Genomic DNA, 14,628 nt, shown 5'->3' with positions numbered 1-14,628 from the left:
CTCGCTTCGCCGCACCCAGGCAACGGCTCGGCGGCGGGGCGGAGCCGGGGGTGGGGCGAGGTCGTTCCTCCCCTGACATGAAACAGGCCAGCCCCCGCTTCGCCCGCGCCGCTCTGCTGCTCGCAGCCGCCGCGCTCCCCCTGACCCCGCTCGCCGCGCAGGAGGCGCAGCCCCCCGCCCAGCCGCCCGCCGCGCAGCCCGAGCCGACGCCGCCGCCGACGGTCGAGGCGCCCCCGGCGCCCGTCGCCGCGACGCCCGCGCCCGCTTCAGTCCAGGCCGCCCCGACCGCCGCCGCCCCGGCGCCCCGCGCCGCCGCACCGGCGCCGCGCGCGGCTCCCGTCCGCACGGCCCGCCCGGCGCCGCGTGCCGCGCCGCGTCCGGCGCCGGTGCTCCGCGCTCCGGCCCCCGTCGCCACCCCGGCGGCTCCCCCGGCGAGCACCACCACGACCACCACCACGCCCACGGTGGCGATCACCCCGCCGACCACCACCGTCCCTTCGACCACCGCGCCGGAAACCATCCCCGCCGCCCCGTCGACCGGCGTCGACACGGTGACGCCGCCGCCGACCAAGCAGCAGCAGCCCAACCTCGACCAGCGCACCGCGACCTGGCCCTGGTTCCTGCTCGGCGCGCTGCTGATCGCCGCCGCGGCCTTGCTCTTCGCTCGCCGCCGCCGCCGCAGCCGCGAGGATGTCTATGAGGAGACCTATGCCCCCGCTTATGAGGCGGCGCCGGAACCGGAGCCCGTCGCGGTGGTGCCGGTCGCCGCCGTCGCGCCGGTCGCGGCCCCCGAGCCGGTGGGCGATCCGGACCTCGCGCTGATGATGCGTCCCTTCCGCGCCGGGGTCGCCGGCGACGACGCCCGGGTCGAATTCGAGCTGACCGTCGACAATCGCGGCTCCGGCCCGGCGCGCGGCGTCCGCGTCACCACCTGGATGCTGGCCGCCGGTTCGAGCGAAGCGGAGCGGTCGCTGATCGCCAACCGCGACGGCGCCAACACGCCGCCTGTCGACATCGACGCCGGCGAGGCCCGCACGCTCCAGGCCCAGGTCGCCCTGCCGACCTCGGAGATCGACGGCGACTCGGTGCTGCCGGTCGTCGTCGCCGACGCTCGCTACGTCCTCGCCGACGGCTCCGAAGCCCACGCCACCGCCCGCTTCGCCGTCGGCGTGCCGGACGGAGAAGAGCTCGCCCACTTCGACACCGAGCATCCCTCGGGTCTCCACGAAGGCGTCGTCGCGCAGGCGCTCGACTGAGGCTGACAACAAAAAGGGGCGGCTCCCGCGTGGGAGCCGCCCCTCTCTTTTCGTCCCGGGCCCGCCTCGCGGCGAACCCGAAGCCGCTTACTTGAGCTCGACGGTCGCGCCGGCTTCCTCGAGGCGCTTCTTGAGCTCCTCGGCTTCGGCCTTGTTGATGCCTTCCTTGACGGCCTTGGGCGCACCTTCGACCAGCGCCTTGGCTTCGCCGAGGCCGAGCTGGGTGATGGCGCGAACTTCCTTGATCACGTTGATCTTCTTGCCGCCGTCGTTGACGAGGATGACGTCGAACTCGGTCTTCTCTTCCTCGGCCGGAGCCGCAGCGGCGCCGCCGCCGGCGGGAGCCGCGACCGCAGCCGCGGCCGAAACGCCCCACTTCTCCTCGAGCGCCTTGGCAAGGTCGGCGGCTTCGAGAACGGTCAGCTCGCTGAGCTGGTCGACGAGGGAATTGATGTCTGCCATGTTAAGTCTCCTGATGGGCCGGTGGCCCGTAAGTGTCTGTCAAACCTGAAGGTTACGCGTCTTCTTTGGCCGCATAGGCGCCGATGACACGGGCCAGCATTGCGCCCGGCTCGTTGATGGTCCGCGCGATCTTCGATGCAGGGGCCTGAATGAGGCCGATGATCGTCGCACGCAGTTCATCGAGAGACGGGAGCTCGGCCAGCGCGCGCACGCCCGCCACGTCGAGGACGGTGTCACCCATCGCGCCGCCGACGATCTCGAAACGATCGGTCGTCTTGGCGAAATCGACTGCGACCTTGGCAGCGGCCACCGGATCGGTGGACGTCGCAAGCGCGGTCGGCCCGGTCAGCAGGTCGCTGATCGGGGCGTAGGTGGTGCCCTCGAGCGCAATCAGGGTGAGCGTATTCTTGGCGACCTTGTAGCTGGCACCGGCGTCGCGCATGCGGTTCCGAAGGTTGGTCGACTGTGCGACGGTCATGCCCAGATTGCGGGTCACGACGACGACGGCCGTCTCCTCGAACGTCTGCTTGAGCTGGGCCACCTGCTCGGTCTTCTGAGCTCGATCCATGCTTTCACTCCAAACGGCCCGGCCTCGCGGCCGGGCTTGAACAGGCAGCAGGGCGCGAGGCCGCGCTGCCGGCGAAAAGTCCGCGGGGGAGTGGTTGACGGCCCGACTGGTCAGGCAGACCCGGGTGCCGCGTCGAACGCAGGCCCGGTGAAAACTCTTCCCCGTCTAGGCTGGACGATTAAGGGGCGAGCCCCACCAGCTGTCTCGGACGGACCCGAGAGAGGAGACCTCACTCGGGCGAGCGGCGCCTATACGGGGACGCCGCGGCGAAATCAACTATGCGGGTCGCAGGGTGGTGGCTCAGATTAGATGACGCCGCCATACGGTGTTAGCTCAACCACCGTCTTCGGGAGGGACTGGGCTGCCAACGTCGCAAGATAATCCCCGGCTGTCTTTGGAGGGTTCTGAAGCCTCTCCCGGCATCGCTTCACCGTCGTGATGACCGCCGCCGGCGACAATTCGAACTGTGTATCGCCGCTGCCAGAACGTGACGGTCGTGGGGATCCGGCAAGTCAGCGTCAGAGAACGATTCCTTCTGCGCGCAGTAGGTCGCTGAACGTCATGTGTTGGACCTTCTCGGCATCGCAAATGTCCGGAATCGCGCGCCGCTTTTCGGCTAGAGAGCCCTTCCGCGCTTCCATGCTTATCACCGGAAGAGACAGGGTCTTTGCTAGCGCTATTACCGACAGATCGTTGAGATTGATCGTGTGTTCGCGATTTCGGTTTCGCTCAGAGATGAACGATTCGTATTCGGCCTGCATCCTATTCGTGTGGCCGATGTACCGATTCCAATCCCAGCTATCATTGCCAACCTCGAATACCAGCGCCGCCTCATTGGCAGCGATGCACTCGCCGACTGGCGGCGGGATGTGGGTCAACTCCTCGTATACCTCGGCGGTTGTGGCGAAGGTGCCCGCGGCTATAAGCGCCTCCACCTGCCTCCATAGGCTCGCATGAATGTCCTGCGGCATGTGCTGCGCTGGATTGCTCAGGCCGGACATATCGAGGCAGTACTTCGGCATCAGGTCCGAAACTCGCGCCGGATGTCGTCCAGATGGGCCAGATTCTTGATGTCCAGGAATCGGGCCGCTCGGTCATTTGTAATTGCTTCTCGGTCCCACGCCTCGAGAACGAGGCCGGTGTACAGGTTGCCGTGGCTGTTGAGATAGCGGGTGCCGTAATATGGCGGAATGCCTCCTCGTCCCCGATACTGCGCTTCCTCAGCCAGAAACCGATGCCGCATGACGTTCCAATAATAGTCCGCCTCCACATACCCCAGATCGACGAGGCGGATCAGCATCGCGTGGCGGCTGACGCGAAACGCGCTTGCGAGACTCGCGAGCGAGTCGTCGCCGATTTTTGGCATCGGCGAATTCGGTTTAGCCCATCGTTCTGCGATGGCCGACGCTGGAATGAGGAAGGCCGCCGCGAACCGATCGCACCAGCGTTCCACAGCTTTTGCCTTCGTATCGGTTTCTCTGGCTGACGGCGGTCCGCTAATCGCGCTTTGTTTGAGCAGAATGTGTCCGAACTCATGCGCGAGCGTGAACGCCTGACCCGCAGCCGCCTCATTACCGTAAACGATGGTTGGCACCGGAAACTCAGCGATACTGATCCCGCGGACGCCGTAATTACCGAGGTCGGTCCGACGTAGCACAAGGACACCGAGGCGCTCGAATGCGGATCGGATCAGCGACGGAAGAAGTGCCTTGCTGTTGCCCTTCAGGGCGAACTGCTGCCGGATCGTGAAATGCGCTTCTTTCCTCACCTCCTCCGCGAGGCGTTCCGGATTGCTCTCCACTGTCGCTGCCAGTCTTGCCGGGAAAACTGATGGCTCCTCGCCGAGCATCGCGTAGAGGTCGATTACGTTGAGCCGCTTCGCCTCTGCCCAACGTTGAATATGCCAGAGTTCCCGGTCGCTCGGTTGCTCTGCATCACGATGCAGCCTGTAATCAGGGACAAGATCCGACTCTCTCAGCTTGGGCGGCGCCGACAGAAAGAACTCGAGGAAGCTCCTCTCATAGAAATCGGCCAGCATCCGCGCCTGTCGTACGGTCGGCGCTCCGTCTTCGTGTTCCCATGCAAGGATATTCTCCGGCTTCGTTTGAAGCCGCTGCGCAACCTCCTCGACTGTCCTACCCCGCCAAAGCCGAGCCCAGCGTAGAATCTCTCCGTTGTATGGAAGACGAGGGGAGACTTCGGCGTTCATAGCTGCAGCCTATCGCAAAAAAGCTTAGCGGGGAATCGGCCGCGTGATTGCGTGAGCGATTGTTTCGGTAGCGTGGCAAACGGGAATCACGTGGGCCCCGAGGGCAATCGTTTAGTTTGATACCCGACCCCCACCTCGTCGGCCTCTCGCGCTAGTTCGCACATCGCTTGACGCCTCTTCGCCTCAAACTCCTCGCGCGCGGGCGGATAGCCACGGCCGCTGCGGCGAAATCAACTGTGCGGGTCGCAGGCGAGGTGGAGGCGCCAGCCGAGCCAGGCGGCGCCGAGGCTGGCGACCGAGACCATCAGCAGCGTCTCGGCCACCGAGACGCCGAGGTGGATGAGGCCGGTGAGGATGATAGCCGACAGCACCATCGCACCCGAATTGACGATGTTGTTCGCCGCCACCGTCCGCGCGGTCTCGGATTTCGGGACGGTGGTGGTGAGGAAGGCGTAGAGCGGGACGACGAACATGCCGCCCGAAACGGCGACGCCGAACAGGTCGAACACCACCCATTTGCCGAGCCGGGTGTCGAGGAACTGGGAGAGGTCGAGGAGCGTGCCGCCCGGCGCCGGCCAACTGTGGACGTTCCAGTAGAGGTGGGAGACGAACAGCCCCATCGCGATTGCCGCGCCCGGTGCATAGAGCGCCAGCACGCGGCCCTTCAGGAGCCGGTTGATCAGCACCGATCCGGTGGCGACGCCGATCGAGAAGACGGCGAGGAACAGCGTCCCCACCTCCTGGTTCGCGCCCAGCACGTTCTTCACCAGCGGCGGGAATTGCGCCGCGAGAATGGCGCCGATCGCCCAGAAGAAGCTGATCGACAGGATCGCCAGGAACAGCCGCGGAATGTGCATCGTCGCGTTGACCAATGCGATCGACGAGCGGACGATATGCCAGTCCATCTTGGCGACCGGCGCGTCGGGGGCGGGGCAGGCCGGCGGCACCATCCCGCCGATCCAGCGGCCGAAGGCGGCGACGCAGAGCGCGGCGAGCGCCGCCCACTTCCCGTCCCAGCTGCCGTCGGGAAGCTGGAACACGAGCAGGCCGCCGGCGATGGTCCCGCCGAGAATGCCGATATTGGTCCCGGCCTCGACCAGCCCGGTGCCGCCCAGCACTTCGTCCTCGTCGAGATGCTGCGGCAGGATCGCGTATTTAATGGGGCCGAGAAAGGTCGAATGGACCCCCATCGCAGTCAGCGCGACCAGCAGCAACGGCACGTTGTGGAGGAGGAGCCCGGCGCCGCCGAACAGCATGATGACGAATTCCGACGTCTTCACCCAGCGGATGATCCGCGCCTTGTCCATCGCGTCGGCCAGCTGGCCGGACAGAGCCGACAGCAGGAAGAAGGGGGTGATGAACAGGCCGCCGGCGATGGCGCTGAACGTCGCCTCCTGCGCTTCCGAGCGGTAGATGCCGTAGATGACCAGGAAGATCATCGCCGTGCGGAACAGATTGTCGTTGAACGCCCCCAGGAACTGGGTGACGAACAACGGCAGGAACCGCCGCTTGCGGAGCAGGTGGAGCGTGTCCTGCAAGGCTCAGAAGTCGGCTGGGCGGTGGCGCGGAAGCATCGGGCCGGGGTCATACCCGCTTATCCCGGCCGGTCAAAGACGCTTGCGCGGGCGCCCCCTCTCCCCACGGGACGTTTCGCGCGCTAAGGGGGCCCGGCCCGCATGCTGACGCTGCCCAACATCCTCACTCTGTCGCGGATCGTCGCGGTGCCCCTTCTCGTCGCTTTGCTGTGGCGGCCGGACCCCATCGAATATGCGCTGACCTTCGCGCTCTACTGCCTCGTCGGCATCACCGATTATTTCGACGGCTATGTCGCCCGCGCCCGCGGCGCCGTCTCCCGGCTCGGCATCTTCCTCGATCCGATCGCCGACAAGATCATGGTCGCCGCCGTCATCATGATGCTCGCCTCGACCCGCGCCCATACCGATCCGGTCATCCACGGCCTCCACATCGTTCCCGCCCTCGTCATCCTCATCCGCGAGATCGCCGTCTCGGGCCTCCGCGAATTCCTCGCCGGCCTCCAGATCTCGGTGCCCGTCAGCGCGCTGGCCAAGTGGAAGACGACGCTCCAACTCGTCGCTTTGGGCGCCCTCATCCTCGGCGAGGCGGTGCCGCAATGGCCGTGGATCCACCTCGTCGGCCTCGCCAGCCTGTGGGCCGCCGCCGCCCTCACCATGATCACCGGCTGGGACTATCTTCGCACCGGCCTCCGCCACATGGACTGAGCCAGGCGCAGCTAGGCTTAGTGCCGCCCAGGATTTCCGCCGAGGTAAAAGCCAGATTGCTTGCTTCCCAGCCAGGAGGAATGGCGGCAGGCGCCGGACCGCGCATAGGCACGCCATGCGGCGATGATCTGCGTTTGGGCACGTTCGGGCGCCACGTAGAAGGTCCCGCGGGACGGCCACCAGCCGAAGAACTTGGCACGCCCCTTCGGCGCGTCGTCCGTCAGGAACTGCCGTCCGGCCGCGTCGTAGCCCCTCAGCGCGCGGCGGGGCATGTCCCCGTAAAAGTCCCGGGCGGTGATGGTGCGCAGCGCGGCGATGAGGAAGATCGCGCGCAGAACGCGCTCCGGCTGGCGGGCAGCCGGATAATGGCCGGGCGTAACGATGCGGAGCTGCTCCACGAGGCTGGGAATGGCGGTGCAACCGAACGCATCGATCGGCTCGAGCTGGGAGGTGGCTTCGGTCGTCCCTAATCTGTCGACATAGAATGAAAGCGGATGTGCGGGCCGCTCCGCCGAAGCTCCCGCGAGGAGCAGCGCCGTCAATGAGATCATCCCGCCTCCCGTCGCCGACCAGTCGTGCAGGTTTTACCGCCTTTTCCCGCCTTTGCAGCGCCCCCGATCATCCATCATGACCAACCTGTAATCCCGCCGCCACCTTCGCGGCAGGGCGGGCGGTCTAGGAAGTCGGGGACGAGGCCCATTTGCTTCGTCCCGATGATTGATGCTGAACCTCCTTTGCCACTCCGCCCGGCGCCTCCCCTGTCGCCGGGCGGCTTTTTTGGGAGGGCGATGATCGACCGGCTTGCCTCCCGCGCCCCCAGGCCGCACCGTGCGGACGGGCCGGCCGACGCCGCCGGCGAGGGAGCCGAGATGGGCCGCAGGATTCTCCTCGTCGAAGATGACCGCGAGACCGCCGTCTATCTAGTGCGCGGGCTGGTCGAGGAAGGGCATAGCGTCGAGCATGTCGCGGACGGCCGCGACGGCCTGTTCCTCGCCTCCGACGGCAGCTTCGATCTCATCATCCTCGATCGCATGCTGCCCGGCATGGACGGTCTCGCCGCCTTGCGCGCGATTCGCGCCGCGGGCGTGTCGACTCCCGTGTTGATCTTGTCGGCGCTCGCCTCCGTCGGCGATCGGATCGAGGGACTCGAGAGCGGCTCCGACGATTATCTCGTCAAACCCTTCTCCTACGGCGAACTCCAAGCCCGCGTGAACGCGCTCCTGCGGCGCGGGGAGGGCAGGGGCGGCGGGGCGGCGGATCTCAGGATCACTGTCGGGGATCTTGAGATCGAGCCCTTAGCGCGCTCGGTGAAACGGGCAGGGCGGAAGATCGACCTAAAGCCGCGCGAGTATCGGCTGCTGGAATATCTCGCCCGCAACGAAGGCCGGGTGGTGACCCGCACGATGCTGCTCGAGCAGGTCTGGGACTATCATTTCGATCCCGGCACCAACGTCATTGACGTCCACATCAGCCGCCTCCGGCGCAAGCTGGAAGAGGGCTTCGAGCGGCCGATCCTCCATACCGTCCGCGGCGCCGGCTACAAGCTGGAGGCATCGGGCTGATCCTCTCGCGCATCCCGATCACGGTGCGCGTGGCTTTGCTGTCGGCCCTGCTCGCCTTTACCGCCTGCCTCACGGTCATGGGCTTCATCTACTGGCGGACCGGCCATGACGAAGCCGGGGCGCTGCGCCGCCACGTCACCGAAGAAGCCGCCGTCCTCAACGACGTCTACCTCTCGGCAGGCCGGCCGGCGCTGCGCCGCGCCATCGGCGACACGCTCGGCGCCAACGACCCCGAATATTTCGCCGCGACCCTCGACGGGCAGGGCCGCGGCCGAAGCGGCAACGTCGAGGCGCTGGTCGATCCGTCCCAGCCGATCGCGCCAGGCTACCGCACCGGCCTGGTGCGCGTGCGCAGCCATCGCGTGCCGCTTGACGCCGGCTATCTGCTGCGCCCGCTCGACAATGGCGACTGGCTCGTCTCGGGCCGCGGCTACGGCGCGCGGGCGTCGCTCCAGCGCACGCTCGAACGCTCGATCCTCATCGCCAGCATCCTGTCGGTGCTGCTCGGCCTGCTCTGCGGCATCCTCATCGCCCGCTATGTCGGCCGCCGCGTCGAGGCGATCGCCGAGGTGGCGGACCGGGTGACGGGCGGAGACCTCGACCAGCGCGTGCCGATCGCCGGGAACGGCGACGCCTTCGATGCGCTCGGCGGCCGCATCAACCACATGCTGGACCGCATCGGCACCCTCATGGGCGAGCTCCGCATGGTGACGGACGCGCTCGCCCACGATTTGCGGTCGCCCGTCGGCCGGCTGCGCGCTCGCGTCGACGCGGCGTTGCGCGCCCCGCGGGAGGAGCGCGAGACCTTGCTCGCCGGGGTCATCCAGGAGGCGGACTCGCTGATGCGCATCCTCGGCACGGTGCTCGAGATCGGCCGGTCCGAGGCGATGGCCAGCCGCAACCAGTTCGCGCCCCTCGACGCCGCCGGCCTCGTCGCGGAGTTGGCCGAGATGTACGAGCCGCTCGCCGAGGATGCCGGCGTCTCCCTGCGCGTCGAGGCTGGGGCGCCGCGGCTGGGGCTCCTCGGGCACCGCCAGCTTCTCGCCCAGGCGCTGAGCAACCTCGTCGACAATGCGCTCGCCTACGGCGCTTCGGGCGGCGAGATCCTGCTCTTCGCGCGGGAGCGGCACGGGCGGGTGGAAGTGGGCGTCGCCGACAAAGGACCGGGCATCCCTCCCGAAGACCGGGACGAGGCGCGCCGCCGGTTCGGCCGGCTCGATTCCTCGCGCTCCCGTGCGGGCGCGGGCCTCGGCCTCGCCCTCGCCGAAGCGGTCGCGCACCTTCACGAAGGCGCGCTGCAGCTCGACGACAATTGCCCCGGCCTACGCGCGACCCTGGTCCTGCGGCCCGACGCCACGCGATGAGTCTTTCCGGGCGCCTCTCAACCTCCTAAGGCAGCCCCGCCTTTCGTTCGGAGTTCTTCATGAAAACCATTGTTTCCGCTGGACTTTTCCTGCTGCCCTTCGCCGCGGCCGTCGCCGCGCCGCCCGCGTCCTTCGACCCGCAGCGCCTGTCGAACCATGTGAAGGTGCTCGCCTCCGACGCCTTCGAAGGCCGCGGCCCCGCCACGGCAGGTGAGACCAAAACGATCGCTTATATCGTGGACCAGATGAAAGCGGCGGGGCTGCAGCCCGGCGGCAGCGTCGCGGGCGGCAAGCGCGGCTGGACGCAGGACGTGCCGCTGCTTCGTGCCGCGATCGAGGGGACGCCGCGCCTCTCGTTCGAGACCGACGGCCAGTCGCGGCCCCTAGCGCAGGGCGACCAGATCGCCGTCCGCGCCGCGATGACGGGAGCTCACCACGTCTCCATCGCCAACGCGCCGCTCGTCTTCGTCGGCTACGGCGTCAAGGCGCCGGAGCGGAACTGGGACGATTTCAAGGGCGTCGATCTCCACGGCAAGATCCTGGTCGTCCTCGTCAACGACCCGGATTACGAGACGGGTCAGGGCGATTTCGGCGGCAAGGCGATGACCTATTACGGCCGCTGGACCTACAAATATGAGGAAGGCGCGCGGCAGGGCGCGGCCGGTGTCCTCGTCATCCACGAGACCGGCCCGGCCTCCTACGGCTGGAACACGGTCAAGAATTCCAACACCAACACCCAGTTCGACATCGTCCGCGCCAACCCGGCGAGCGCGCACACGCCGATGGAAGGGTGGATCCAGCGCAGTGTCGCCGTCGACCTGTTTCGCGCCTCCGGCCTCGATTTCGAGGCGCTGAAGAAGCAGGCGCAGAGCCGCGACTTTCGCCCGGTGCCGCTGAAGGCGCGGTTCAGCGCGGACTATGCGGTCGATGCGAAGGTCATCACCTCACACAACGTCGTCGGCCGCGTCGTCGGCGTGCACCACCCGGACGAGACCCTGATCTACTCGGCGCACTGGGACCATCTCGGCGTCGGCCGGCCGGATGCGCGCGGCGACACCATCTACAACGGCGCGGTCGACAACGCGACCGGCGTCGCCTCCCTGCTCGAGATGGGCCGCGCCTTCGCCAGCGGCCCGCGCCCCGACCGCTCGATCGTCTTCCTCGCCGTCACGGCCGAGGAAAAGGGTCTGCTCGGCTCCGAATATTATGCCGCCAACCCGCTCTATCCGCTCGCGAAGACGGTCGGCATGATCAACACCGACGCGATCGGCGTCGCCGGCCCGGCGCGCAACTTCTCGATCTCCGGCGCCGCCCGGCTCGGCCTCCTCGACGATCTCATCGCCGAGGGCCGCAGCCGCGGGCGCGCCTTCATGCCCGAAGCGCATCCGGAGGCGGGCGGCTTCTACCGCTCGGACCATTTCCCGATGGCCAAGCGCGGCGTGCCGGCCATTTCCTTCGAGAGCGGCAACGACCTGGTGAAGGGCGGAACCGAGCGCGGCGAAGCGCTCGCCCGCGCCTATACGGAGCAGCGCTATCACCAGCCCGCCGACGAATGGAGCGCCGACTGGGACCTCACCGGCATGGCCCAGGACCTCAATATGCTCCACGCGCTCGGCACCCGCCTCGCCAATTCGCGCGAATGGCCGAACTGGAGCGCCGACTCCGAATTCCGCGCGGCACGCGACGCGACGGCGACGGCGCGGAAGTAAGGGACTTATGCCTCCCCATCCGCAGGATGGGGAGGGGGACCACCGAAGGTGGTGGAGGGGTCTTTGTCGCACGCTGCGGGGGTGAGTACCCCTCCACCACCCTCCGGGTGGTCCCCCTCCCCATCTATCGATGGGGAGGCACAAGTTTCTAGAAATCCACCTTGTCGTAATGGGCGGGAGGAACGATCACCTCCATCCGCTCGGTGAGCAGCGGGCGGAAGCTTGGCCGCGACTTCATCACCGCGTACCAGTCGGCGGTCTGCTTGTGGCCGCGCCAGTCGATGCCGCCGAGATAGTCGGCGACCGAGAGCTGCGCGGCCAGGGCGAGGTCGGCGAGGCTCAGCACCGGGCCGGCGAGCCAGCGGCGGTGATCGAGGAGATAGTCGAAATAGTCGATATGCGCGTTGGCCGTGCGCATCGCCTCGCGCAGCACCCGCGTATCGGGCGCGTCGCGGGCGACGAGGCGCTTGGTCATCCGCTCCTCGGTCAGCGGCTTCACCACGTCGCCGTGAAAGTCCTCGTCGAACCAGGCGACGAGGCGGCGGATCTCGGCGCGGTTGGGCGCGGTGCCGGGAATCATCGGCGCCTTGTCGACCGTCTCCTCGAAATATTCGCAGATCGCGCCCGAATCGATGAGGACGATGCCGCGCGATTCCTCGACCAGCACCGGCGTCTTGCCGGCGGGATTGAGGTCGGCGAACTCGTCGCGCCGCAGCCAGGGCGATTCGCGCACCAGCTCGTGGGCGATCCCCTTCTCGGCCAGCATCAGACGCACCTTCCGGGAGAAGGGGCACAAGGGGAATTGGTAGAGCTGCCACATGCCCTCGCCTTAGCGGGGGGAGCGGCGGCGCGTCCACACCGGGCGCGAGGCTCAGCCGCTTATTCTGTTGCCCGGCTGGACGACGAGGATCTGGACGGAGCCCGGCACCATCTTCGGCCGCTGTCCTGCCGTGGCCGCGTCGTAGCGGGCGGCGGGGAGGTAGACGCGGCCGGAGTCGAGGTCGACGGCGCCGGTGCGGGCGCCGCGCTGGGTCTCGACCGTCGCGACCTTGCGCGGCAGCGGTCCGGACGTGTCGATTATGGCGAGGGTCCCGTCGCCTCCCGACGGGATGTAGGCGCGGCGGCGGCCCGCATCGACGAAGGCGCCGTCCGGCCGCGGGCCGATGGCGATGTCGCCGACCAGCTTGGCGTCCGCCGCGCGGACCAGCTTGGCGACGCCGTTGCCGCAGGCGGAGATGAGCACGCCGTCGCCGGCGTAAGCGAGACCGGTGGGGCCGTCGCAGCCGGGGAGAGGGATGTGCTTCATCACTTTGCGGGTGGCGATGGCGATCTCGACGATCTCGTTCTTGTCCTCGACGTTGACGAACAAATGGCCGTGGCCGTCGAGGGCGGGAAGTTCCAGGCCGCCGCCGACGGCGATGGTCCCCACCGCCTTGGCGGCGCGGGGATCGAGGATGGTAATGGAACCGTCCTTGGCGTTCATCACCCACACGGTCCGCGAGGCGGGCTCGTAGATGGCGGCGTCGGGGTTGGCGCCGGTCTTGATCTCGGCGCGGACCTTGCCGGTGCGGACGTCAAACAGGATGGCGCTGTTGGTGCCGCCGGCGGTGGCGAGGGCGAGGCCGGTATGGGGGATCGGAACGACCGCGTGGAGCCGCGATCCGGGGACGAGCTGCGGCGTTACCTTGCCGTCGGCGAGATCGATGGCGGTGACTCCGTCGGTGCGGGCGATAAGGACCCGCCGCGCGTCCTGGTCGACCGAGAGGAGGTCCCAGCCGCCGTCGGGAACGGAGATGCGTTCGGCCACTTGCGGCGTCGACACCGGCAGGGCGGCGGCGGCCGTTGCGAGCAGGGCGGTCGCGGCCGCAATGAGCAGGGTCTTACGCATCCTCGTCTCCTTACAAATCGAGCTTCAGCGCCGTGTAGACGGCGTAGCGCCCTTCCTCCCGCCGATGCTGCAGGCCCGGGCCCACGGACAGCAGGAAGGAATAGGGGCCTTTGATCTTGTAGCTGAGGCCGGCGTTGACGCCAGTGAACGCTTTGCCATCTGTCGCGTCCGGCCCGTGATGGTAGATTTCGGCGCCGAGCGTCAGCTTTTTGGTGACCGCGCGGGTGAGGCCGATCCCGGTCAGCCAGTAATCGCGGTTCCCGGCGCCGGGATTGACCTGGTAGCCGCCGCCGCCGAACAGCGCCCAGGGGCCGAAATCCTTTTGCGCCCAGAGCGGCAGCAGGATCTGGAGCCGGCCGCTGCCGAGGCCGCTTGCGGCGGTCGGCACGAAGGCGCGCGGGAAGAAGGCGACGTCGGGGAGCCAGCTCCCCTTCTTCTGGTGGAGGAATTTGTACTTGGCGGCGAGCTCGATGTCGCCCGTGCCGAAGCGGGTGGTGCCGCCGGCGCGGTCGTAGCTGACGGGCAGCACGGCGGTGAGCTGAAGGTCCTTGGCGGCGCCGTAATTGAGGTCGATCCCCGCGTCCGCGGCCGTCTCGCCCTGGCGGCCGCCGCCCGTGGCGAAGAGGTAGATCTCCCAATGCTTGTAGTCGGTCGGCTCCGGGTCGTCGCTGACATAAGGCGGCCCCGCCGCGGCCGGCGCGGCGAGGGCGAGCAGCGGGAGTGCGAGCAGTTTATTGCGCATCGACGAGGGGGGTAGCCCGCCTGTGGTGCCAGGTGAAGATCGCAAAGGCGCCGCGGTGGGGTCGCCACGCCTCCGACATCTCGCGGAGCTTCTTCTCGGTCGGCCGCCCGGGGAGGCCCATGATGACGCCGCTCTCGATCTGCACGGCGAGGTCGCCGGCCGGCCAGATGTCGGGCCGGCCCTCCGCGAACAGCAGATAGATTTCCGCCGTCCACCGGCCGATGCCCTTGACCGCAGTGAGGTGGGCGATCGCCTCCTCGTCGTCCTGTGGCAAAGCGTCGAAATCGAGGCGGCCGGAGAGCACTTCCTCGGCGAGGCTTCGCGCGTAGGCCGCCTTCATCCGCGACAGGCCGGCGGCGCGCAGCGTCTCGTCGCTGGCGTCGATCAGCGCCTGCGGGGCGGGCGGATCGCCGACCAAGGCGGTAAGCTTGGCCCACATCGAGGCGGCGGCGGCGACGCTGACCTGCTGGCCGACGATGGCGCGCAGCAAGGTCTGGTAGCCGCGCTCACTGATCCGCGGGGCGGGATAGCCGGCGCGGGCGAGGGCGGCGGCGATCGCCGTGTCGCGCGCCGCGAGCGCGTCGAGCGAGGCCTTGAGGTCGTCGGGCTGTATTCCCATCGGCGCTCC

The 14,628-nt window shown here is 68.1% G+C and carries 16 protein-coding genes; 5 read left to right on the top strand and 11 right to left on the bottom strand.

Going from position 1 to position 14,628, the window contains the following annotated elements; all coding sequences use genetic code 11:
- The first annotated feature begins 77 nt into the window (after positions 1–77).
- Positions 78–1,256 carry an LPXTG cell wall anchor domain-containing protein gene (locus VGC56_RS03615; protein ID WP_464123337.1) on the top strand — a complete coding sequence of 393 codons (1,179 nt, stop codon included), beginning with the start codon at positions 78–80 and terminating at the stop codon, positions 1,254–1,256.
- A gap of 87 nt (positions 1,257–1,343) precedes the next feature.
- Here the strand turns inward: VGC56_RS03615 and rplL are convergent, their stop codons facing one another.
- The 6 genes from rplL to VGC56_RS03585 form a co-directional block, all read right to left on the bottom strand.
- Positions 1,344–1,718: a 50S ribosomal protein L7/L12 gene (gene rplL, locus VGC56_RS03610; RefSeq protein WP_464123336.1), complete on the bottom strand. Its 375-nt coding sequence runs from the start codon at positions 1,716–1,718 to the stop codon at positions 1,344–1,346.
- A 52-nt stretch (positions 1,719–1,770) separates the two neighbouring features.
- Positions 1,771–2,286, bottom strand: a complete 516-nt coding sequence (rplJ, locus tag VGC56_RS03605; RefSeq protein ID WP_464123335.1) for a 50S ribosomal protein L10 — start codon at positions 2,284–2,286, stop codon at positions 1,771–1,773.
- Between the two features lie 305 nt (positions 2,287–2,591).
- The gene (locus VGC56_RS03600; protein ID WP_464123334.1) at positions 2,592–2,744 is read right to left on the bottom strand and encodes a hypothetical protein; all 153 of its coding nucleotides are present in this window, start codon (positions 2,742–2,744) and stop codon (positions 2,592–2,594) included.
- A gap of 60 nt (positions 2,745–2,804) precedes the next feature.
- Positions 2,805–3,308, bottom strand: coding sequence for a DUF4411 family protein (locus VGC56_RS03595; protein WP_464123333.1), 504 nt, complete (start codon positions 3,306–3,308; stop codon positions 2,805–2,807).
- Entirely contained in the window at positions 3,308–4,495 is a 1,188-nt protein-coding gene (locus VGC56_RS03590; protein WP_464123332.1) for an ImmA/IrrE family metallo-endopeptidase, read from the bottom strand. The genes VGC56_RS03595 and VGC56_RS03590 overlap by 1 nt, the downstream gene beginning before the upstream one ends.
- A 230-nt stretch (positions 4,496–4,725) precedes the next feature.
- Entirely contained in the window at positions 4,726–6,033 is a 1,308-nt protein-coding gene (locus VGC56_RS03585; protein WP_464123331.1) for an MFS transporter, read from the bottom strand.
- A 138-nt stretch (positions 6,034–6,171) separates the two neighbouring features.
- On the opposite strand from VGC56_RS03585, the gene pgsA reads away from it, so the two are divergent.
- Entirely contained in the window at positions 6,172–6,735 is a 564-nt protein-coding gene (pgsA, locus tag VGC56_RS03580) for a CDP-diacylglycerol--glycerol-3-phosphate 3-phosphatidyltransferase (RefSeq protein WP_464123330.1), read from the top strand.
- A gap of 17 nt (positions 6,736–6,752) precedes the next feature.
- Here pgsA and VGC56_RS03575 read toward each other — a convergent pair whose 3' ends face one another.
- Positions 6,753–7,286 (bottom strand): hypothetical protein, encoded by a 534-nt coding sequence (locus tag VGC56_RS03575; protein ID WP_464123329.1) that lies wholly within the window; start codon positions 7,284–7,286, stop codon positions 6,753–6,755.
- 318 nt (positions 7,287–7,604) lie between these two features.
- Between VGC56_RS03575 and VGC56_RS03570 the strand changes: the two genes are divergently transcribed.
- Genes VGC56_RS03570 through VGC56_RS03560 form a run of 3 tightly spaced genes read left to right on the top strand, consistent with a single transcriptional unit; the run spans position 7,605 to position 11,370 of the window.
- The gene (locus tag VGC56_RS03570; protein WP_464123381.1) at positions 7,605–8,297 is read left to right on the top strand and encodes a winged helix-turn-helix domain-containing protein; all 693 of its coding nucleotides are present in this window, start codon (positions 7,605–7,607) and stop codon (positions 8,295–8,297) included.
- A gap of 29 nt (positions 8,298–8,326) precedes the next feature.
- A complete protein-coding gene (locus tag VGC56_RS03565) occupies positions 8,327–9,661 on the top strand; it encodes a sensor histidine kinase (protein WP_464123328.1) in 1,335 nt (444 codons plus the stop codon).
- A 59-nt stretch (positions 9,662–9,720) separates the two neighbouring features.
- Complete coding sequence (locus tag VGC56_RS03560; protein ID WP_464123327.1) at positions 9,721–11,370, top strand: M28 family metallopeptidase; 1,650 nt, start codon at positions 9,721–9,723, stop codon at positions 11,368–11,370.
- Positions 11,371–11,518: 148 nt separating this feature from the next.
- Here the strand turns inward: VGC56_RS03560 and VGC56_RS03555 are convergent, their stop codons facing one another.
- Genes VGC56_RS03555 through VGC56_RS03540 form a run of 4 tightly spaced genes read right to left on the bottom strand, consistent with a single transcriptional unit; the run spans position 11,519 to position 14,619 of the window.
- Positions 11,519–12,190, bottom strand: a complete 672-nt coding sequence (locus VGC56_RS03555; protein ID WP_464123326.1) for a glutathione S-transferase family protein — start codon at positions 12,188–12,190, stop codon at positions 11,519–11,521.
- A 51-nt stretch (positions 12,191–12,241) separates the two neighbouring features.
- Complete coding sequence (locus VGC56_RS03550) at positions 12,242–13,258, bottom strand: YncE family protein (RefSeq protein ID WP_464123325.1); 1,017 nt, start codon at positions 13,256–13,258, stop codon at positions 12,242–12,244.
- A gap of 10 nt (positions 13,259–13,268) precedes the next feature.
- On the bottom strand, positions 13,269–14,000 hold the full coding sequence (locus VGC56_RS03545; protein ID WP_464123324.1) for a hypothetical protein: 732 nt from the start codon (positions 13,998–14,000) through the stop codon (positions 13,269–13,271).
- Complete coding sequence (locus VGC56_RS03540) at positions 13,990–14,619, bottom strand: DNA-3-methyladenine glycosylase family protein (RefSeq protein WP_464123323.1); 630 nt, start codon at positions 14,617–14,619, stop codon at positions 13,990–13,992. Before VGC56_RS03540 ends, VGC56_RS03545 begins: the two co-directional genes overlap by 11 nt.
- Positions 14,620–14,628 lie beyond the last annotated feature (9 nt).

It is taken from the genome of Allosphingosinicella sp. (assembly GCF_036403745.1).
Classification (GTDB): Bacteria; Pseudomonadota; Alphaproteobacteria; order Sphingomonadales; family Sphingomonadaceae; genus Allosphingosinicella.
This window is presented reverse-complemented; position numbering and strand designations above follow the sequence as displayed.

Coding starts and splice junctions, on each gene's coding strand:
- pgsA (WP_464123330.1), top strand. CDS start 6,172: ATGCTGACGCTGCCCAACATCCTCACTCTGTCGCGGATCGTCGCGGTG.
- VGC56_RS03595 (WP_464123333.1), bottom strand. CDS start 3,308: ATGCCGAAGTACTGCCTCGATATGTCCGGCCTGAGCAATCCAGCGCAG.
- VGC56_RS03550 (WP_464123325.1), bottom strand. CDS start 13,258: ATGCGTAAGACCCTGCTCATTGCGGCCGCGACCGCCCTGCTCGCAACG.
- rplL (WP_464123336.1), bottom strand. CDS start 1,718: ATGGCAGACATCAATTCCCTCGTCGACCAGCTCAGCGAGCTGACCGTT.
- VGC56_RS03575 (WP_464123329.1), bottom strand. CDS start 7,286: ATGATCTCATTGACGGCGCTGCTCCTCGCGGGAGCTTCGGCGGAGCGG.
- VGC56_RS03540 (WP_464123323.1), bottom strand. CDS start 14,619: ATGGGAATACAGCCCGACGACCTCAAGGCCTCGCTCGACGCGCTCGCG.
- VGC56_RS03590 (WP_464123332.1), bottom strand. CDS start 4,495: ATGAACGCCGAAGTCTCCCCTCGTCTTCCATACAACGGAGAGATTCTA.
- VGC56_RS03570 (WP_464123381.1), top strand. CDS start 7,605: ATGGGCCGCAGGATTCTCCTCGTCGAAGATGACCGCGAGACCGCCGTC.
- VGC56_RS03615 (WP_464123337.1), top strand. CDS start 78: ATGAAACAGGCCAGCCCCCGCTTCGCCCGCGCCGCTCTGCTGCTCGCA.
- VGC56_RS03555 (WP_464123326.1), bottom strand. CDS start 12,190: ATGTGGCAGCTCTACCAATTCCCCTTGTGCCCCTTCTCCCGGAAGGTG.
- VGC56_RS03560 (WP_464123327.1), top strand. CDS start 9,721: ATGAAAACCATTGTTTCCGCTGGACTTTTCCTGCTGCCCTTCGCCGCG.
- VGC56_RS03545 (WP_464123324.1), bottom strand. CDS start 14,000: ATGCGCAATAAACTGCTCGCACTCCCGCTGCTCGCCCTCGCCGCGCCG.
- rplJ (WP_464123335.1), bottom strand. CDS start 2,286: ATGGATCGAGCTCAGAAGACCGAGCAGGTGGCCCAGCTCAAGCAGACG.